The sequence below is a fragment of the Desulfitobacterium sp. genome (assembly GCF_034927245.1).
Lineage (GTDB): Bacteria > Bacillota > Desulfitobacteriia > Desulfitobacteriales > Desulfitobacteriaceae > Desulfitobacterium_A.
Window position 1 is genome coordinate 1 of record NZ_JAYFQK010000058.1, and the last position, 19,454, is coordinate 19,454.

23 protein-coding genes and 1 rRNA gene are annotated in these 19,454 nt (G+C 40.4%); 4 read left to right on the forward strand and 20 right to left on the reverse strand.

All coding sequences use genetic code 11. The features are described from left to right. Positions 1-208: 208 nt before the first annotated feature. The 8 genes from VB077_RS14105 to VB077_RS14140 form a co-directional block, all read right to left on the reverse strand. Complete coding sequence (locus VB077_RS14105) at positions 209-1,162, reverse strand: LysR family transcriptional regulator (RefSeq protein ID WP_323415895.1); 954 nt, start codon at positions 1,160-1,162, stop codon at positions 209-211. A 22-nt stretch (positions 1,163-1,184) separates the two neighbouring features. Continuing rightward, complete coding sequence (locus tag VB077_RS14110; protein ID WP_323415896.1) at positions 1,185-1,553, reverse strand: hypothetical protein; 369 nt, start codon at positions 1,551-1,553, stop codon at positions 1,185-1,187. Positions 1,554-1,626: 73 nt separating this feature from the next. Next, complete coding sequence (locus VB077_RS14115; protein ID WP_323415897.1) at positions 1,627-2,979, reverse strand: YeiH family protein; 1,353 nt, start codon at positions 2,977-2,979, stop codon at positions 1,627-1,629. A 140-nt stretch (positions 2,980-3,119) separates the two neighbouring features. Next, a complete protein-coding gene (locus VB077_RS14120) occupies positions 3,120-3,437 on the reverse strand; it encodes a TusE/DsrC/DsvC family sulfur relay protein (protein WP_323415898.1) in 318 nt (105 codons plus the stop codon). A gap of 256 nt (positions 3,438-3,693) precedes the next feature. Then, positions 3,694-3,915, reverse strand: coding sequence for a hypothetical protein (locus VB077_RS14125; protein ID WP_323415899.1), 222 nt, complete (start codon positions 3,913-3,915; stop codon positions 3,694-3,696). 30 nt (positions 3,916-3,945) lie between these two features. Next, entirely contained in the window at positions 3,946-5,004 is a 1,059-nt protein-coding gene (dsrB, locus tag VB077_RS14130) for a dissimilatory-type sulfite reductase subunit beta (RefSeq protein WP_323415900.1), read from the reverse strand. A 29-nt stretch (positions 5,005-5,033) separates the two neighbouring features. Then, positions 5,034-6,218 (reverse strand): dissimilatory-type sulfite reductase subunit alpha, encoded by a 1,185-nt coding sequence (dsrA, locus tag VB077_RS14135; protein WP_323415901.1) that lies wholly within the window; start codon positions 6,216-6,218, stop codon positions 5,034-5,036. Between the two features lie 33 nt (positions 6,219-6,251). Continuing rightward, positions 6,252-6,440, reverse strand: a complete 189-nt coding sequence (locus VB077_RS14140) for an ATP-binding protein (protein ID WP_323415902.1) — start codon at positions 6,438-6,440, stop codon at positions 6,252-6,254. A gap of 381 nt (positions 6,441-6,821) precedes the next feature. Between VB077_RS14140 and VB077_RS14145 the strand changes: the two genes are divergently transcribed. The 3 genes from VB077_RS14145 to VB077_RS14155 are packed head-to-tail and all read left to right on the forward strand — an operon-like array spanning position 6,822 to position 8,182. Continuing rightward, positions 6,822-7,439: a YeeE/YedE thiosulfate transporter family protein gene (locus tag VB077_RS14145; RefSeq protein WP_323415903.1), complete on the forward strand. Its 618-nt coding sequence runs from the start codon at positions 6,822-6,824 to the stop codon at positions 7,437-7,439. Next, positions 7,440-7,679 (forward strand): sulfurtransferase TusA family protein, encoded by a 240-nt coding sequence (locus VB077_RS14150; RefSeq protein WP_323415904.1) that lies wholly within the window; start codon positions 7,440-7,442, stop codon positions 7,677-7,679. It abuts the gene before it with no gap. 14 nt (positions 7,680-7,693) lie between these two features. Continuing rightward, the gene (locus tag VB077_RS14155) at positions 7,694-8,182 is read left to right on the forward strand and encodes a YeeE/YedE thiosulfate transporter family protein (protein WP_323415905.1); all 489 of its coding nucleotides are present in this window, start codon (positions 7,694-7,696) and stop codon (positions 8,180-8,182) included. A gap of 23 nt (positions 8,183-8,205) precedes the next feature. On the opposite strand, the gene VB077_RS14160 is transcribed toward VB077_RS14155, so the two are convergent. The 10 genes from VB077_RS14160 to VB077_RS14205 form a co-directional block, all read right to left on the reverse strand. Next, complete coding sequence (locus VB077_RS14160; protein WP_323415906.1) at positions 8,206-9,108, reverse strand: selenium metabolism-associated LysR family transcriptional regulator; 903 nt, start codon at positions 9,106-9,108, stop codon at positions 8,206-8,208. An 88-nt stretch (positions 9,109-9,196) separates the two neighbouring features. Then, complete coding sequence (locus VB077_RS14165; protein WP_323415907.1) at positions 9,197-10,657, reverse strand: hypothetical protein; 1,461 nt, start codon at positions 10,655-10,657, stop codon at positions 9,197-9,199. A gap of 17 nt (positions 10,658-10,674) precedes the next feature. Beyond that, complete coding sequence (locus tag VB077_RS14170) at positions 10,675-11,205, reverse strand: hypothetical protein (protein ID WP_323415908.1); 531 nt, start codon at positions 11,203-11,205, stop codon at positions 10,675-10,677. 12 nt (positions 11,206-11,217) lie between these two features. Beyond that, a complete protein-coding gene (locus VB077_RS14175) occupies positions 11,218-11,835 on the reverse strand; it encodes a cytochrome b N-terminal domain-containing protein (protein ID WP_323415909.1) in 618 nt (205 codons plus the stop codon). A 1-nt stretch (position 11,836) separates the two neighbouring features. After that, the gene (locus tag VB077_RS14180) at positions 11,837-12,271 is read right to left on the reverse strand and encodes a ubiquinol-cytochrome c reductase iron-sulfur subunit (protein ID WP_323415910.1); all 435 of its coding nucleotides are present in this window, start codon (positions 12,269-12,271) and stop codon (positions 11,837-11,839) included. 180 nt (positions 12,272-12,451) lie between these two features. Continuing rightward, positions 12,452-13,366 carry an NrfD/PsrC family molybdoenzyme membrane anchor subunit gene (nrfD, locus tag VB077_RS14185; protein ID WP_323415911.1) on the reverse strand — a complete coding sequence of 305 codons (915 nt, stop codon included), beginning with the start codon at positions 13,364-13,366 and terminating at the stop codon, positions 12,452-12,454. A gap of 1 nt (position 13,367) precedes the next feature. After that, positions 13,368-13,931 (reverse strand): 4Fe-4S dicluster domain-containing protein, encoded by a 564-nt coding sequence (locus VB077_RS14190; protein WP_323415912.1) that lies wholly within the window; start codon positions 13,929-13,931, stop codon positions 13,368-13,370. Then, entirely contained in the window at positions 13,924-14,502 is a 579-nt protein-coding gene (locus VB077_RS14195; RefSeq protein WP_323415913.1) for a TorD/DmsD family molecular chaperone, read from the reverse strand. Before VB077_RS14195 ends, VB077_RS14190 begins: the two co-directional genes overlap by 8 nt. Before the next feature lie 59 nt (positions 14,503-14,561). After that, the gene (gene phsA, locus VB077_RS14200; protein ID WP_323415914.1) at positions 14,562-16,802 is read right to left on the reverse strand and encodes a thiosulfate reductase PhsA; all 2,241 of its coding nucleotides are present in this window, start codon (positions 16,800-16,802) and stop codon (positions 14,562-14,564) included. A gap of 53 nt (positions 16,803-16,855) precedes the next feature. Beyond that, positions 16,856-17,458 carry a rhodanese-like domain-containing protein gene (locus VB077_RS14205; protein WP_323415915.1) on the reverse strand — a complete coding sequence of 201 codons (603 nt, stop codon included), beginning with the start codon at positions 17,456-17,458 and terminating at the stop codon, positions 16,856-16,858. Between the two features lie 334 nt (positions 17,459-17,792). On the opposite strand from VB077_RS14205, the gene VB077_RS14210 reads away from it, so the two are divergent. After that, complete coding sequence (locus tag VB077_RS14210) at positions 17,793-18,794, forward strand: rhodanese-like domain-containing protein (RefSeq protein WP_323415916.1); 1,002 nt, start codon at positions 17,793-17,795, stop codon at positions 18,792-18,794. Positions 18,795-18,976: 182 nt separating this feature from the next. Here the strand turns inward: VB077_RS14210 and VB077_RS14215 are convergent, their stop codons facing one another. Further along, positions 18,977-19,168 (reverse strand): hypothetical protein, encoded by a 192-nt coding sequence (locus VB077_RS14215; RefSeq protein ID WP_323415917.1) that lies wholly within the window; start codon positions 19,166-19,168, stop codon positions 18,977-18,979. Between the two features lie 156 nt (positions 19,169-19,324). Next, positions 19,325-19,441, reverse strand: a 5S ribosomal RNA gene (gene rrf, locus VB077_RS14220). Positions 19,442-19,454: the final 13 nt, after the last annotated feature.

Here is a 19,454-nt window from a genome sequence, read left to right on the forward strand (position 1 = left end):
CTAATGGTTTTTGTCCTCGACCTTTTAACGAATAAATCAGGGAATAATGAGTCATCGATAAGTCAATTACAGAATTGGGTGAGTGAATTACCCAGTTATATCAAGGCTTTATTCGCACAACCAGGGTGCGAAAGTTGAGTAACTTATATAATTCTAACGCAATATTTCCAGATGCTAATGAATCTCGTGTTCTTATTTCTTAGCCTACCTAACTTATTTTAGATTCAAAACTATCACTGCAATAGTCCTGATCTAATATTTCCGAAAGAAGCTGATGATCACGTAATAAATTGATAAATAACTCTTCCTCTTTAGTTTGGGGAGATTGCGCAAGCGTAATAATGCTTAAAGGGCGGTAGAGCGGAGAATCCTGTATCCTTAAGGCTTTAAATATTTTTTGGTCACATTCTCTGCGTACGGTTAAGGCGGAAATAATCGTAAATCCTAAACCTGCAGAAACGACTTGTTTGATGGCCTCTGTACTTCCGAGTTCCATGGTTATGTTTAATTCTGAGGGATCAAGTCCTCTTTCTTTTAAGGCCATTTCCATAACTTTTCGTGTTCCTGAACCGACTTCCCGCGTTACAAAACGTTCCTTGGATAATTCTTCTAACGAAATTCTGTCATGGTTTGCCCAGGGATGGGAAGTTGGCACGACGACAACTAATTCGTCTTCCCAAAATTTTTCCGCATAAAACTTTTTATGCTTGGGCAGAGGCCCTTCGATCAATCCAATATTAAGCCGTTGTTCAAGAACATTCTGATCAATAGATAAGGTATTTGCGATCTTTATTTTAACATCCATATCCGGGCGTTGACGATTGAGATAGCCCAGGATATGAGGAAGTATATATTCACCGATTGTTAAAGTTGCCCCTAGTTGAATCAGTCCCCTTTTATCTTCATAAATTGCGCTTACCTGGTGTTGAGTTTCTTCCAAAATATTCAGCATTTCTCGGACCTTTTCATTAAAAATCTTACCGGCTTGAGTTAAAGTGACCCCTTTATTGCTTCTGTCAAAAAATCGGATACCATACTGTTCTTCGAGATTTTGAATTTGAAGACTAATACTGGGTTGACTCATATGAAGTTTTTTGGCCGCAAGTGTTATATTATTTGTTTCTGCTACTTCCCTAAAAACAATTAATTGTTGCTCAAACAAAAACGATATCCTCCTTTCGCCTTTAAAGGACTCCCCATAAACGCGTATACTCAACCTTAAGGATAAATTCATCATCATGAAAACCGTGTTCATTTAAAACACGAAGAGCATCATTAAAGTCAAAGGTTTCTGTCTCCATAAGAATATGATTCTTAGTCCCTGTTATAGCCCAGTCATCGTGGGCGTTCTCTAAAATTTCCATCATATCTGCAATTCTTGCGAGACGTTTATGCATAAACTCGGAAAAATAGCGAAGAGCTTCTGGCTTTACGTCTCTTACTCTGACTATATAATCAAGAGGCTGTCTTTCATCGGGAAGCCGTTCTTTTTTTTCAAAGAAATAGAAGTAAAATCGAGTGCGTTGAACACAAGTTACATTATCGGGTTTCATAATGTGCTCACTCCTTCGCTAAGCCGGAACCGGAGGGGCCCAAAGAAGGGCTCCCTCCGGCGAAATTATAGATTTATTTGACCATTGTCCAATAGTTACCCAGCACGACTACGGAGAGGAAATAACCTAAAGGTACGTTGACCAAAACTCCGGTGGTAAACGCGGCAAAGGGTTTCCAGCCGACGGATGCCAAGTCTCTAAAACGAGTTGTTAGACCGATGCACAGGAAAGTAAAAGTAAAGGCCCAGCTTCGTAATTCTTTGATTGGCCCAATAACATTTGAGTTGATCGCTTTAGCGGCTGCTTCGTCGACAGAAGCAACTAGTAGGGTAACGATAATCGATGCAATGAAAAAGCCAATGACGAATTTGGGGAATCGCAGCCAGATATCGCCTCCACTTGGTTTTGTCCCGTCATTTTTCTTTTCCCATTTTGTAATGGAAATGTAGGCCATAATAAAGCACCAAATTCCTACGAACATATCACGGCCGACGACCTTCATTAGTGTGAAGGTTTTGATTGCTTGTTCGTCAATTGCCGAAGCAGCAGCCATACCTGCAGCATCAGCAAATTCCGAAGTCCCAATCCAAGCACCGGCTGGACCGGAAGGAATTCCGAAGGCTTTAATTACCATAGGGAGAAGGAATACCACGATCATTGCATAAACGACAACTAAGGATATTGCAACCGAAACATGTTCCTTTTCTGCTTTTACCGAACCTCCAATGGCAATCGAAGCAGAAACGCCGCAAATAGAGCCGCCTGCAGCCAATGTTGTCGCAAAGCGCTTATCTAATCCAAAGAGCCGGCTGCCTGCCCAGTAAATGGTCAAGAAAGTAGTTACAGCTACAACAGTTGCTTGCAAAAAAGCGATTGGTCCTGATTGAAGAATTAGTGTAAATGGAAGTGTTGCTCCCATTAAAACGATCCCTGTTTTAACATAGAATTCAGTTCTTAGAGAGGTATCAATCCATTTGGGAATTCTTATGGCGTTTCCAATGATAAGACCAAATGCGAGAGCCAAAAATGGGGTTTCAAGGTTATATTTTTTGGCAACGCTCCAAGACCCTAGAACAGTAACCAAAAGACTGAGAGCAAATAAAAGGGCAAATCCGGGGATAAAATGTTTCAACTCATGTCCCAGAATTTTGATAGCGATACTAAAAAGAATGCAAAACATAAAAAATAACATCAAAATTGAACTTAGGTGAGAGCTAATAAACTGACCTGCCACACTAAAATCGCTGTAACCGGGGACTTTAATTGCAACCCACTTCAGAAAGGTACTTCCGAAATTCCACAAAATAATTGCAGCTATTGTTAGTCCTAAGCCAAGCCATACTGCCCAATAATCTTCTTTTTTCCAAAGATCGGACCATCCGCTATTTGGAATTGTCGGTTTTTTGGCAGGGGATACACTACCCATAGATGATACCTCCTACTTTTTATTTTTTGTGTTCGGGCCTACATTGTAAGTAGAGGAATAAACGACTTTGTTAAACTATTAATCAACCTCCTTTCATTTTGAAAACTAAGTTTTTCCACGTCGGCCCTGAGGGGCTTTCTTTATACACAACCTGTTGGTTTAGGAAGTCCGGCAATTTTGCATGCACCCTTCCCAGGACCGGTTGGAAACAATTCGTAGATTGTTTTTTGATCATAGCCCGTATCCTTAAGAAGCTTACGAACCATCGGTGCGACACCAAATTGATCATAGTAATCGCGAAGGTAGTTAATGACTTTCCAGTGTTCCTCAGTAAGTTCCGGTACATCCTCATTTGGTGCTAAGGCTTTGGCTACATCCTCGTTCCACGCCGAAGCATCTTCAAGAAAACCATCCTCATCTAATTCGTAGCCGATTCCGTTAACCATAAGTTGAGACATACTAATACCTCCTTTTAACTATATTTGAATTTTGTGGGGTACCTTGGATAAACTGGAGAACATATATCAAAAGAAGAAAGAGCGATCTCTTCAATTTCTCTTCCAAATTGACTAAGGCTTCGGCAGTTTGGCGATTCTCAATTGATTTACCCAATTATTCTCGAATGATCTTTTTATTACTTCCTTTGGGGGGCCTACTCGTTGCAGGAGAGCATTGTTCATCCTGCAACGAGCATAAAGTTCCATTCCTAAATGATTATTCGGGTTCTTTTACTTTTCCTTTAAGCGCGACAAACGTTGTTGTGATGTAGAGATATTCCACTTTATCTTCCATCGCAAGTTCCTTTACGGCTAAATCAACATCCGCTTTTTTCTCACCAATTTGGGCGGCAATCTCTTTACTTTTAGCTTTCTCTACCGTTTCAAGAAAGGCTAAAACCTTTTCTTTAATGGCGGGGTTGGCAGCTCCTTTTTCCATTGGCGTTACCCCCTTGTCTTGTTTATTTAATTAGAATTTAAAGGCTGCAGATGTACGGAAAGTTTCTCTGGAGAAGATGAAATCATCAATAAGTTTATCTGTGAAGGGAATTCCGGTTAAGGTAAAGAATTTTTCCCACCCTATTCTCTCGACCCATTCTCCTAAACGTTCACCTTTGCGTGCGTTAGCAGACCATGTTTTTACAATCCCGCGAACGGCATCAGTGACTTCCGGCCAACGCGGCGGATTGTTAGGCAGGAAGGGTATAACCATCCGTGAGAACATAGGATTGGTGCGGGCATTTGCGACTTTACCTCCGACCAGGATCGCAATTCCATCGTTGTCAGGATTGATAATTTCCATGCCGGGAGCCATTGTGTAGCAATTGCCGCAATACATGCATTTCGCTTCGTTAACGACTACAGTTTTCTCCTTCGGGTTAGGTCGAATTGCGCCTGTTGGACAACAAGCAACGAGACTCGGTATTTCTGTACCTTTGCGTATTTTTTCGTTATCGATCTTCGGTGCTGTTCTATGAACACCGACTATGGCAATATCACTGCAGTGTGCTGCACCGCACATATTCAAGCAGCAAGCAAGGCTGATTTTGAGTTGAGCAGGTAATTTCATGGATACAAAGTATTCATAGAGGTCATCCATGATAGCTTTAACAACACCCGAGGAGTCAGTTGCCGGTGTATGACAATGTACCCACCCTTGGGTATGTACAATATTGCTTAGGGCATGGCCGGTTCCGCCTACAGGAAGATTCTTCGCATTCAGCGCTGCAATTAATGGATCAAGTTTAGCCGGATCAGAAACCAGGAACTCAACATTATGGCGAGCCGTAAAACGGAGATAACCATCGCAATACTCATCTGCCAGTGTACAAAGATCACGAATGAAATCGAGACTAACCAAACGTGGAGATCCTACACGAATGCTGTACAGTTCAGCTCCCGATTCGGATACATGTTTAAGAACACCAGGTTTGGGAATTTCATGATAGCGCCATTTCCCATAATTCTCGAGAATAATCGGCGGAAGCATCTCTTTATAATTAGGAGGTCCTTGATCAATTTTGGCCATCTTAAATCCACCTCTTTAAATATTTCTTTTTATTTTAATTCTTCTTCGGGCCAAAAGACGTAAGGATTAGAACGTGGACGAAATACCATCTGCGGAACAGCGGGTATGCCTACTTCAGATAAGAATTTACTCATGCCAATTCGATAGATCGTTTCACCAATTCTTTCACGGGTCTTACCGTTTTCATCCCACCATTCCCAGATACGCCTGAGCAGATCTTTTAGTTCCTCGTAATCCCCCTCCAATTTGATGAATGGAACAATTACCCACCCCATAAAAGCGGATTGAACGATCGTTGATTTTCCTCCGAGAAGAATACTAGCCCCTCTTTCTTTTCCCGGGAAGATTGCTTTTGGCATTTCATTAATACAATGCATGCAACGTGAGCAATCCTCAGAAATAACAGCGAGCTCTTTTTTGTTATGATCAAATTTCAAGGCGTGGGTTGGACATAAGTCGCATACCTCTGCTTGGATATCCATTCCGTTGTCGGCGTAGGTTTTGACTTCTTCTTGATTAATCACAATCGTATCACGCCATGTTCCAATTACGGCACAGTCGGAGCGAGCAATTGCTGCGGCACAATCATTTGCGCAACCGGAAAACTTGATTTTAAATTTATAGGGCCACATTGGGCGGTGTAACTCATCCTGAAATTCATTTGTGATGTTGTAGCAAGCGTCAAGTGTATCATAGCAGGCATGTTCGCAACGAGCCGGTCCAACACAGCAGCTTGGGGATCTAAGGTCTGAACCCGACCCGCCTAAATCAAAACCAGCTTCGCTTAATTCATCGAAAATAGGCTGCAGCTCATCAGTGACTGTTCCCAGTAAAATCGCATCTCCTGTCGCTCCATGGAAGTTCATAAGTCCGCTTCCGCGTTTTTCCCAGATATCACAAATTTTACGCAGAGAATCCGTTTTATAGAACCAAGCACTCGGGGCATTGATACGTACCGTATGAAATGCTGCTAAGTGAGGGAATTCTTCGGGAACATCACTATAACGTCCGATGACACCACCACCATAACCCTTGACTCCAACAATCCCACCATGCTTCCAATGCCCTCTTTTATCCACATAAGATTTTTCAAGAAGATGAAGAAGTTCTTTTGAAGCTTCATTTTTCACAGCCGCTTTTTTAATTTCCGTTACAAAGCTTGGCCATTTTCCATTTTCCAATTCATCCAATTGCGGTGTCTTTTTGTCTGTCATGGCACTACCTCCATTATAAGGTTATTAATATGATTACATTTCGTTAATCGATACAGCACCAGTCGGGCAAACTGTAACACAGCTTTCACAGCCCATGCAGTCCGTTTCTTCTCCCGCGACTTCAGTTTTCTCACCATTAAATTTGAGAAGGTGTGCGGGGCAGCCGTCAGCACATGTGTTACAGCCGGAACATTCATCTGGATCAATGCTGACAATGAACATTTTAATCACCTCCTTATAGCAAATTCTGTTATAACTATGAGAAGATAACGTGCTATGATAAAACAATTATGTAAATTGCTTCATGTTCTTGTGTTTATTAACACATACTCTGTGATCTAATTTTATCTAGAATGTTTATAAATGTAAAATATGGAATCCATATTATAGCAATATGAAAATTATATTGTGAATTCTGGAATATATTAAAAGGTAAGGGGTTGTGCTTTAATAACCTCTTACCTTTTAATACTATTGCAAAACCATGTATTTTATTATCATTTGCAATGGCGTTCAATAGTGTTGATATGTTTAATTGACAATTATAAATTCTTAATGATATGCTCTAAAAGTAGATAGTTAGTAATAAAGTGAGGTAGCAGCATGATAAAATCTCAACGTAAATGGAATTTTGCGTATTCAGTATTTGTATTTATGCTTTTTCTAACTTTATTGCAGCTTAATAAAAATATTGCGATACTCCTAGCTCTTGGAATTGCCATCGGTTATACGCTTCAAAAATCACGTTTTTGCTTTACTGCAGCTTTTCGTGATCCGATGATTACAGGTATTACGGAATTAACACAATCTGTTCTATTATTAATGGGAATCAGTGTTATTGGCTTTGCTGCAGTATACCAAATCAGCCTGAAGATGCATTATGATCTGACCCTTTATGTCATGCCGTTTGGAACAGCAACAATCGTGGGCGGAGTCCTTTTTGGAATAGGAATGGTCCTTGCCGGTGGTTGTATCACCGGAATACTCATGCGAATTGGGGAAGGATTTGCAATGCAAATGTTAGCTCTTGTCGGTGTGTTTGTCGGGGCTTTTTGGGGAAAAATTTCTCAACCGTTTTGGCGCCAAACCTTCGGAGAAAGGCCGGGAGTCTTTATTCCCGATATTTTAGGCTGGATTCCAACACTGATTATAGAGATCCTGATCCTAACAGCCTTATGGGGATTAGCAAAATGGTGGCAAAATAAGCAACTTGGGGAGTAGGTGATTAACATAGTCCAGTATGAATTGGAAATTTGGGGAGAAATGTGCCCGATACCCCTTATAAAAGCTCAAAGAAAACTAAAAACAATGGAAATTGGAGATGTGCTGGTCATGGAAACCGAGCACAGCTGTACTTCAAGAGGTATTGTTGTATGGGCTAATAAACATAAATATGAAGTTATAGAGACTGAGGTAGCCAATGGAATTTGGCATTTAGAGCTGACTAAGACGCATAAATAAGAAAGAGTGATGATATGCAAAAGTTTTGGAAGGCCTTTTCACACGGCCCCTGGTCTTATTGGGTGGGAGCTGTAATCCTTGGATTATTAAATATAATAATTTTATATGTCCGCAAACGGCCATGGGGTGTATCCCTAAATATTGAACAATGGGCGATGTGGTTTGCATCTAATCTTGGTTTTATTACTGAGCATTTGACACTCAGCGAATTATTATCAAGTGATGGAACCTATTTAAATCTTGGCGTTGTACTAGGGGCCTTGTGGTCAACATTACTGGCTTCACAAGCTCGTTTTCGCCCAATCCGTTATAAAAAATATATAATTTCCGCTTTATTAGGTGGAATTTTAATGGGTTATGGAGCAAGAATAGCATATGGCTGTAATATCGGTGGATTTCTTAACGGGGTGGCCTCAAGTTCTTTGACCGGATGGATCTTCGGGGGGGCTATTATATTGGGTGTTTGGATCGGAACAAAAATAATGATACGTTTTTTAATTTAACCGGATAATCAAAACGGAACCCCTTAGCACAAGTATCGCTCTTCGGGATCAGATAGGAAACGTATAAACCGTTTTGCAGCTGTAGATAAGGATTTATGTGTAGGGTAAATAATATTAAAATTCAAAGGCATTTTCATTCCCTCAATCCTGAGAACTTTCAAGCTCCCAAGGTATGCTTCCTTGCGGACTGCAAGAAGAGGAACAACAGCCTCTCCTAAACCCGCTTCGACGGCGGATTTAATCGCATCAATCGTCGTCATTTCTGTAATAACATTAAGGTCATTTATACTATGACCATGCTCTGCTAAAGCAGTAGCTAAAATTTTCCGCGTGCCGGAACCGTCCTCCCGTAGAATAAGCGGTTTTTTTAAAAAGTTCTCTATCGATATAATTTCTTCGTCTTTTGAATGGTATGAAGATGCGATAAGGACTAATTCATCAGAAGTCACAGGTATTGCATTAAGTTCCGGAGTATCATGGAACCCTTCAAAGACTCCGATATCAACCTCATTTGCCATCGTTTTGCGTAGAACCTCCTCAGAATTGGCAATTTCTAGACGAATCGAGAATTCAGGGAATTCTTCTTTAAAAAGATAAATTGAACAAGGAAGAGAAACGTTACCAATCGTAGTGCTGGCCCCAACGACTATCTGTTGAGTCTTTTTATGCATAACGCTTTCCAATTCTTGCTCCATTTCATCATGTAGGTCAAGAATCTTTTGAGCATAGTTATAAAAAACTTCGCCTGCTTTGGTTAAAATAACGCCATGCGGGGTTCGATCGAAAAGTAGTCCTTGATAATATTCCTCGATATTTTTAATGTGCGTACTAACCGCAGGTTGACTCATATGTAACAATTTAGCAGCTTTTGAAAAACTCTGAGTACGAGTCACCGTGCAAAATACTTTAAATTGATAACTATCCATAGCCGTCCACCTACTCTTTACCCTATTTTATAGTGTAAATATTTCTCTTACTTACTACAATATAACATATATGAGTATTCTTTAATAATTATTTGCTTCCTCCCGAAGATGGTTTATCCTTCGATACATCATGGCATTTATGGCAATCTTCTGCTGACTGTTCATCGGGTTTCTGTAGACAGTTACTATCCATAACCTGTGGTATCAAGAATTTTTCTCCGTTCGTTTTACGATAACTATACCATTGATTATTTTTCAAACGAACATACGGCAATTCTTCCCCTTTTATGGTATTCAAAATAATGTCGTCTATTTTGAGTTGAGGAAAGTTTGGATTGATGCGTGCTTCCGCCCATGCAATATCGGATTTATCTGTTATTTTCCACTCCTTAGGCTGACTATCTTTCGTTCCATGACAATCCTGACATTGTAGTTGTAAAGCATCCCACTCGGAAACGTACATTTCTCCGTTCCCCATAACTTCTTTTCGCGTATGGCAGTCAATACAATCCAAATTGACCTCACATTTCGTAAAAACTAATCCGGGAGAATACACATTCTGCCAGCGCGTCTCTAAACTTTCGTCGTGCGGTGATGGTGAGGAATTAACACGTTCTAAATCAGCACGAGGAATAAAATCCAGCGTATAGAGTTTATATTCGCCTTGATTGTGGCATTGATTACATTGGGTATAAGGAATTTGAACCGTTAATTGATGTGTCTTACCATACCCAGCTTTCTCCTTTGAAATCGTGACATCCTGTCCCTCATAGGTATGCTTGCTATTGCTCAGCACATGGCAGCTGGAACACCCGTTGGACTGAACTTCAAGTCCGGGGAGTTTTCCTTCAGATTGGTGACAAACTGATAAGCAGTTTTGCTGGAATTTGGCTTCCTCGGGACGATGATCAAAAGGTGATGCATAATCGTTTGCTGCCTCACCAGGCTTTAGCAGTATATGAGGCGGGATGTCTAACCCATACATATAACGGGTCATTGAGAGTTCCCCCCCTTTGCCGGCCATTAAGGACGTCATCATTAAATCCACCTGATTATCAAGTGCATGTTTATTTCCACTATGGCACTGCCCTGCTGCTGAAGTACCACCTCCGCAACTTAACCGTGCTACATCTAACTTTCCTGGGTAGCCTTCACCATACATCCCTTCATGGGCTGTTTTTTTATCTACGGATTGAGCATTTCCTCCGTGACAAACTGTACATCCCATTTCACTTGGGTGAGACTTTGAAATTTCTTCTATTCCTAAATGACAGGTTGTACACCGCTCAATACTGCCGTCAGATAATCGAATTTCCTGTATAGTCGGTTTCTTGTCCTGCCATTCTTTAATTTCCTGTTTTAATAGACTACCTTCTTCTTCTCCTTTAGTATTGGCCAACTCTTTTTCTAATTGAGTAATTTGGGCCTTGAAGAATTCCGTTTGCCAATTCTGCCAGGAGGATTTGCTATATGACCTTACTGCTAATAAAAACGTCGTAAAACAAAATATAATCGCTACCCCCAGTAAAATCTTTAAACGTTTAGACATGATTGAGAAATCTCCCTTCAGTCCTGAAACCAATATAAAAAGGTAAGTCCTACCCAAACAAAACTCAGGATCAAGAAAATGATTCTTGCCCACCTTTGACCCACTTTAAGCTCCCACCAAGGTAAGGTTAACAGGATAGCCCCGGACAATAGGGGTATAAACCAACCACTTAACCAAACAGGTAATCGTTGCAAAAGCCATTGGATTGAGCCAAATACCCATGGGGCCTTGGATACACCGATCGCCGCAGCATGCGGCGAACTGTCCAAATGGACTTTAATAAGGATAGTTATTACAAAAAGAAAGCCGAGCCAAAGAAAGGTACTGATAGCTTCTCGTACCTGCAGCTCCTCAAGCGGTACTTTTTCATTATCAATCGAATTCCCGGATTCCTTTTTAATACTGTCAGAAAGTATAACCTTCGGTGGTATACTTTTTTCCAGCATAAGTGCAACCAGCGGCTTTGCCTTCGCTAAGGCTCGGCGAAGCCGGGTTTTCTTTATATCTGAATTACTATTTTCTTCATATATATTTCTTTGTTGTTTCATAGAGCATCTCCTCTACAAAGGTCGCACCCCGCCATCTTTTCGAATCCTCCAGAAGTGAAATATCTGAAGAAATCCAGCTATTCCCGCTAAAATAAAAACATGCCAGACAAAAACATTTAACGTACTTCCATTAAGAGACGAAGGTTGTCCAAAGAAAATAGTGGAAAAGAAGTGTCCACCCGGTAATGTCTTTACCAGAGTTTGGCCTACGGACGCCGCAGCCCCACTCTCTTGCCCACCTCTAAGCAAGTATCCGGAATAATCCAATACTACGGTTAAAACAAAAAGCATAACACCGGTAACCCAATTAAGCTCTCTTAAAGGTTTATAAGCCTTAGACCATACCACTCGGACCATATGTAAAAAAACACTAACGACCATAAGTTGGCCTGCCCAGAAATGTAATGAACGAATTAATCCGCCATAAGGAAGTGCTGAGTCAATCTCACTAAGCGAGGAAAAAGCTGCTTCTCCCGGTGAGTAAAAAAACAATAGGAGAACCCCGCTTATTGTTAATAAAATAAAAGCTAAGAACGAAAATCCACCTAAACAAAAAGTATTTCTTAACTGGAGCGTCCCAGATTTTAATTGACGAGGTCGAATATGTTGGATAAATCCTGGCTTACCCATCTTAGGCTCCTCCTGCCGGTTGTGTCAAAATGTAATATCCATTCTTCTCTTTTATATTAGCTCGTGCCAAGGGACTAATTGCCGGCCCCTGTATGGGTAGACCTTCTTTACTATATCGGCTTCCATGACATGGGCAAAGCCATTGATCTTGTTCCGGATCATAATTTACTTCACATCCCAAATGAGTACAACTAGCCCATATGGCTTCTACACCATTATTTCCTTCCCTCAGCCAAAAACGGGTTTGACTAACTTGCTGCCAATTATTATTGATATTTATCTCTCTGCTGGCGACACGGGCCTCAACTAATTTTTCATCTTTACTCGTTAAAAATCGACCCACTGGGTAAAGACTGCTGATCCCTACCACGAAGATAGCCTTCTTCCCTATACTTAAGAATTGTCTTCTGCTATAAAACTCCGGGTTGCCTTTCAACAGCCTCCCTCCTTATTTCATTGTTAATAAATTACGTAATTTTATATTTCTTCAAATTATGTGTCCTTTCCTGCTGGATTATAAGAAAGAGTTTAAATATACTCTTAAAAAGGTACATAAAACTGTACAGAAAACGGGCTATACGCCCGTTTTCTTAATATGAGGGTAAATAATCTTCATTTAAAACAATTGTCCGGTGAATACAACAAAATAACGTAAACATAATCCCCCAATAACAACCATACCACAAACCGGCAATACAATATTCTTATGCTTGCTAACACCATAAATTGATAAAAATAGCGGAACGATTAAGCCTACTGTAACGACCCCTAACCAGAATAGTGTAGCCATACTTCCGGTGAAGAAGATAGGATCTGCAGTTAAGTAAAGAATGCTAATTAAAATGATCTCGAGGATAATCAATACCATATCAATTTTCTTATAAGGTGTTAAATCACAGCATTTAACCGCTCCAATCAATGTAGCCGCTAAACCGGTAGATGTTGCAGATACCAAGAAGAGTATCGGTAAAAAGGGTATGGACTCTAACCCAAGAAACGCAGTGTGCCAAAAATTATTTGTTGTGATAGCCGAGAGTAAGAAACCGGTGTAGGTTGCTGTTCCGATAGAGAACAGAACTCCTACCGCAGCCACAGGTTTACGTAATGCTTGCAGACCTTTGCTAGAGGTAGTTGCAGCGACCTGCGCATTTGCGGAAGTTTGCCGAAGCTTCCTTTCAGCTGTAGACTTTTGCCATACCAAAAAACCATAAACGACTGATAACGCTGAGAAAACCGAAATAATAAATACACCAATGGACATTACCGATTTAAAGTTTACATACAACAGAAGCTTCCAGAATGAAAATGGTTTGCCCAAGTCAACAACTAATAACAATAAGCCAAAGATGATTGTTAGTGGTGCGATATAGGCTCCGGATCGAATGACCTTTGAATATTGATTCTTGTTAAAAAGGTCAGTTAAAGAGGCAGTTAAGAAGGCTCCACCGGCGACACCGGCTAAGAATAAATAAATTGCAATCATACCGCCCCACGCAATTTCTTCTGCACCAATTCCCCAGGTTACATCCATCTTATTTCACCACCCCTTCATAAATATAGTAAACATTTGGGTGTGTGCCAAACTCAGGTTTACGGACTTCTCCTTTGTGATTGGCTAGAAATTTTGAAACATCACTTGCCGGATCATTAAGATCACCAAACATTAATGCTCCGCCAAGGCAGGTTGAAACGCAGGCGGGTTTTTCCCCTTGCGATACCTTTGCTTCATAACAGAAAGTACACTTATCCGCCGCCCCTGTTTCCTTGTTAAGGAAACGAGCATCATAGGGACAGGCTGTCATACAATATTTACAGCCTACACACTTATTAATGTCAATTAAGACTACCCCGTCCTCATTATAATGAGATGCCTTTGTCGGACAAACAGAGACGCATGGTGCATTTTGGCACATTTGACAGGCTTCTTTTATGAAATACGTAGAAATATCGGGATAGGTTCCCTTGATTCCATTCGCGGGGGTTTTTGTTCTATATTGACCTTCTGGGACGTTATTTTGGAACTTACAAGCGACTGTGCAAGCCTGACAGCCTATACACCTCGCAAGATTAATAACCATCGAATATTTCTTAGCCAACAAAATCACCCTCTTTCTCTAAATTTAACTGTCGAGTTTCAAGAATAGCAGCTACCCCTGCATAAAATGGACGATTAGAATTTATTATCCGTGGTAGCACACGTTTTAAAAAAGGATTTAAATGTCTTTGTTCAAATTTATTTAATTCTTTATACTGTCCGCTTCGTGCGAGTAAGGCACAAAACTCGAGTTCAACTGCGAGATGATCTGGAAGTTCTTTGGATTCTCCCATTACATACCCACATGTAACATAAAACTGTTTAACACTAAATGCTTCTTTGCCGAGTACTAAACCGTCTTCCTCAAAATATACAGAAGCGTAAGGAGAAGCTTCAACCGCACCGGTCTCGAAAAGGGGAATATAGTGTTCCCATAGTGTATTCAACCGTTCTTCTCCCGGCGGGAATTGTGAACAAAAAGTTCTCAACTCTTGAACTGAGCATTCTATTCCAGGAATTTCTTCTGCCCAGATATCAATCAAATCTTCTAAATGATCAGAGATATCCTGCTTTGGGCGATGAAAAACAGTTGCAAATGATAAATAAATTTCAGCAATACTATTGTTATTCATGAACTCTCCTTTCCTCGCTGAATAATCAAGCGAAGCGAGTTCGCCAATCAAAATTTTCTTTAAGCTTTTCGAACCGTAACAAAGGTTGTAGAAGTAACGTTGTTGCCTACTACCCCAATTTCATTGGGTAGTAGATAATTATCATTAATACCTTTACCAAAGGCCCTTTTTAGTTCAGGTGATATTCTTCCGAACCCATGGTAACAGAAAACGGTATCCGGCCGAATTCCTTCAGTACTTTTCAATTGACCTTTTTGTTCATATTTACCAGAGGAAACAACTATTGTATCGCCATTTTTTAAACCGAGTTTTGTACAGCTCGCAGGATTCATCCACAGTGTATTCGTGGGCATCAATTCATTAAGTACCGGTATATTTGCTGTTCCGGCGTTTGTGTGGACTGCTACTTTACCTTGGACAAAGCGGAACTTGCCCTCTTCCGGCTGCGGATGGCTCACATAGACTGGAAGACCTTCTTTTAAAGCCTCTTCAGCTTCCTCAGAGAATAATTCAATCTTTTTACTTTTATTTGCTAAGATGTTGTCTAAAGAAGCTTTGGGATCATTAGCACGTACATAGAACGGTTTCATCCCTGGAGGAGTCCATACCCCTTTTTCTTTCATTTGATCAAGAGTTAAACCCGCGGGAGCGAGTTGTTGAGTTAAATAATCTTCCATATCCGTGAATGCAAAATAGTCGCCCAAACCCATTTTTTCCCCAAGTTCTTTATAAATCTGCCAATAAGGTTTTGTATCTGAATAGACAAGGGGAACTGCAGGTTGTCTTAGAACAAATTTTGGAGTCAATCCGGACATATCAAAAATAGGTTCATAACGCTCTAAATAAGTGCATTCGGGTAATACAACATCAGAATAATAGGCAGTGTCTGTCATATATACATCACATGTTACTAAAAGGTCGAGCTTTTTAAACGCCTCTATAGTCCTCGAACTGTCAGTATTTGAAATATAGGGATTAAAACGATGTACAAGCCAAGCCTTAATCGGATATGGCTGCTCTGTTAAAATACTCTCTGTAATTTGTCCAACGGCTCCATCGTAAGCAGAAAAGATTTGTCCGGGTGTTCCTTTAACTCCGGTACCGTCAATCCTCCCCTTAGAAGCCGTTGGGAAACTAGGTTGTTTTATACCTCCTAACGCCTTAACGTAAGCCGCCTGCTCAGGGAACCTCTTTAAGACAGCAGCACCTTTGTTATGATAGTATCCACCTGGAACTTCAAAGTTTCCAACCATCATATTGACAATCATTATTGCACGGCGGAGCTGATAGTCATTGGAAGTATATGCAGTCCGCCAGCCAAAGTCTAAGATTGCTTTTGGTTTTGCCGCAGCAAACTCACGGGTTATCCGAATGATTTTATCTTGGGAAATACCGGTCTCCTTCTCTGCCCACTCAGGAGTCTTATCTTTTATAGCTTCTGCCCATTTATCAAAGCCCACTGTATATTGAGCAATAAAATCATGATCGTACAGATTTTCATTGATCATGATATTAGCCATAGCCATAACGAAGGCCAAATCAGAGGCACCTTTTATAGGAAGCCATTCCCCTTTTGATGCAGTAACACTAAAACGCGGATCAAGCACTACAAGCTTAGCCCCATTGTTCAGTGCTTTAGATACAGCTCTTGTTTGAGCGACTTGAATTCCCTCAAACCAGTTTCGGCCAACAGAAATAATATATTTCGCATTTCCATAATCGGCGGCAATCGCTTCAGTTCCGAAAGTAGTATCTAAGGCAACATTACGCGTCATTGGGCAAGTAGCTTCATGAGAAAAATAATTAGGGGAACCCATTGCTTTACCGATTGACCGGAAAAACCAATCATGGGGACCTTTGCGGCTGGCTAAAGCAATTGATTCGCCCCCAAATTGATCCTTTATGTTATACAATTTGTCTGCTATATAGGTGTATGCTTCGTCCCAGCTCACTTCTTTAAATTTACCGTCACCCCGTTCGCCGGTACGAATCATCGGCTTTTTAATTCGCTGTGGGTCATAAAGCAGCGAAGGACCTGCATTTCCCCTAGCGCAAATTACACCACCGAAAGCTGTGTCATTGGGATTACCTTCAATCTTGACAACTTTACCGTCTTTGACCTTAACGGCAATCGGACATTGGTTTCTACATATTTCACATGAAGAAAATACAGTGGTATCGGTATTAATAGCTTCAGCCTTGAGTGTATCCATTTTGCTAAATGTTCCCAAACCACCCATAAGGGCCATTGTACCGCCTGTTCCATAAAGCATACCCTTTATGAAATTTCTTCGTTTCATACTTTTCCCTCCATTCACGATTAATTAAACCATTAAAACAACTATTAGAGCGCTTAACATCCCCCGACCATTTCTTGAACTTCCGGTTTTGGTGCCGCAGAACCGGTTCCGTTGCTGTTATTGTTAGCACTATTACTAGATTCAACACTGCTGCTTCCCGCACTGCCGACAGCTCCACTCCAATAAAGCATTCCGCCATTTAAGACTTTAATTTTGTTTTTGTCATAACCATTCTTTACTAAGATCTGATATGCTGACTCTGAGCGGGTCCCATTAAGATCAATCAATACTATTTCTTTGTCCTTACTAATTTGGGTAATCTTTTTCTCAAGGTCACCTAAGGGCCTATTCACTGCCAATTTTATATGGCCCGCGGCAAATTCTCTGGATTCTCTGACATCAATCAGTTGCCAGCCCTTATTTTCATTAACTGCAGCTTCTACTTCATCAGCAGATATTTTAGCAGTATCAGGAATTAAATTACCAGCATTCTGATTGGCGTTATTTTCTTGGCTGAGGTTAACCTTCGGCGGATCTTGTCCTCCTGTTGTTTGACTATTACTACAGCCGGTGAAAAATAACGTTACAAAACCAAGCAGCAAGAGAATAGTAATAGTGATACCTTTAGACCCCATTGATACCGACTTAGCTTTCAAAATGTCCAACCTCCTTTAATATTTTTATTCAAACATGTTATTTTTTAAAAAACATGTCGAATTTGCTAAGAATAAGCTTATTTTTAGTGATAATTACTCACTTAAAAGTTGAAGCATAAAAAATCCACTGTTAACAGTTACGATTTTCATGTAAGGGATTCTTTAAAGTTCATATTCTCTCCTGCACATTGCTTATAGTTTAGTTTTATAGGCATATAACAAAGCTTTATGAGATGTGATAGAGGTGTTTTTCACAATTTGTTGAACATTTTATTTATAGATTCTAAGTAGCTGACACTAACTTAGAATAGTAAGAATTGAAAGGATGGGTTATATGCAAAAAAGAAAGTTATCTCTCCTGTTATCCAACCTCCTTATTGCCGGTCTTGTTCTTACAGGCTGCGGTCAGGCACAGCCGACAACGACTCCTCAGACTCCACAGACACAAAATGCATCTACTGCTGCAGAAGACTCCTCAAAAGCGATTAAAGGGTCTATTGAAACTTACTTCGGCAATATTGGTACAACTGTCAAGAATTCCTATAAAATTAGTGAACAAGAATTAAAGGATGAACTCGATAAAAATCCTGATAAATACGTAGTATTTGATATTCGTAAAGCTGAAGACTATGCTAAAGGACATATCAAGGGAGCAATCAACGTGCCTTATGGTCCTGAGATCGCTAAGAACCTTGATAAAATGCGTGCAGCTGCCAAAGATAAAACTGCGGTTGTCGCTTGCTATACAGGACAAACCGCCGGTCAAGCCGATTCTCTTCTCAATGCGGCTGGAATTAAGACAGTCTCTTTAAACTCCGGTATGGGAACAAGTACAAAAGGATTTGAAAACAGAGGCTGGCTTGGAAAGAAGTTCCCAACTGTAACTGAAGCAACTCCAATGCCGGATGCTCCTGTAGTAACTAGTCCGAATAAAGCAATTGACAATGCAGTAATTCAATATTTTTCAGCTATCGGCTCTACAGTCAAAGACTCCTATAAAATTGATCTTCCTGCTATGAAAGATGCTCTAGCTAAAGAACCTGACAAATATTACATTGTCGATGTCCGCAAGGCTGAAGATTTTGCTAAAGGGCACATCAAAGGTGCTGTAAATGTTCCTTATGGGCCAGAAATTGCGAAACAACTCGATTCTATTAAAACAAATGGCAAAGATAAAACAGTAGTTGTTTACTGTTATACCGGACAAACAGCTGGTCAAGTAGACTCCTTGCTTAACGCCTATGGTATCAACACCAAAAGCTTGAATTTTGGCTTTGGTATGGATGGCTTTGATTTAGGATGGAGCGCAGACAAATCCAATGAAGTAGTAAAATAATTTTATAGAAAGGGCCGTGTTGAAACTTTAGTTTCTTCACGGCCCTTTCCTTATATAACAGATCTGTTCAATTACGTACAAAAACCGCACGAATCATACGATTTCGGCGGTTCTATAGACAGAGATTTCATACAGTTAACGCATTAGGTTTGTAATATTATTAGGCAAAAGGTCTAAGTAAATTATGCTTGATTAGCTGGGTTAAAGGCTTCTAGGGTCTTATTAAAGTTTTCAATTCCATTTTTTATACCCTTTAAATTTCTTTGCTTTTCTACTTCCGTTTTTGAATCTTCCAAAGAATCAAGTGCATTATCCATCAATTGTAAGTTTTCCTTCATCAAAGATACAATTTCTTTTTCATAGTCATTTAACATTTATAAGTATTCTCCTTCCGCTTACCTGAGGATACGAAAGGCGGATGAGCCTTTCGTTGGATGGTTTTCTTACCGACCCCAGAGCAGCTTGCCTATCTAAGCTTTTGCGCAGCAAAAAGCAAAGAGACCGTCTTATTCAGAAGGTCCTTCGTTCTTACCTGGCGATGACCTACTTTCCCAGGACTCTGCAGTCCAAGTATCATCGGCCCTGGAGGTCTTAACTTCCGTGTTCGAGATGGAAACGGGTGGAACCCCTCCGGCATTATCACCAGATCTTGATTAAATT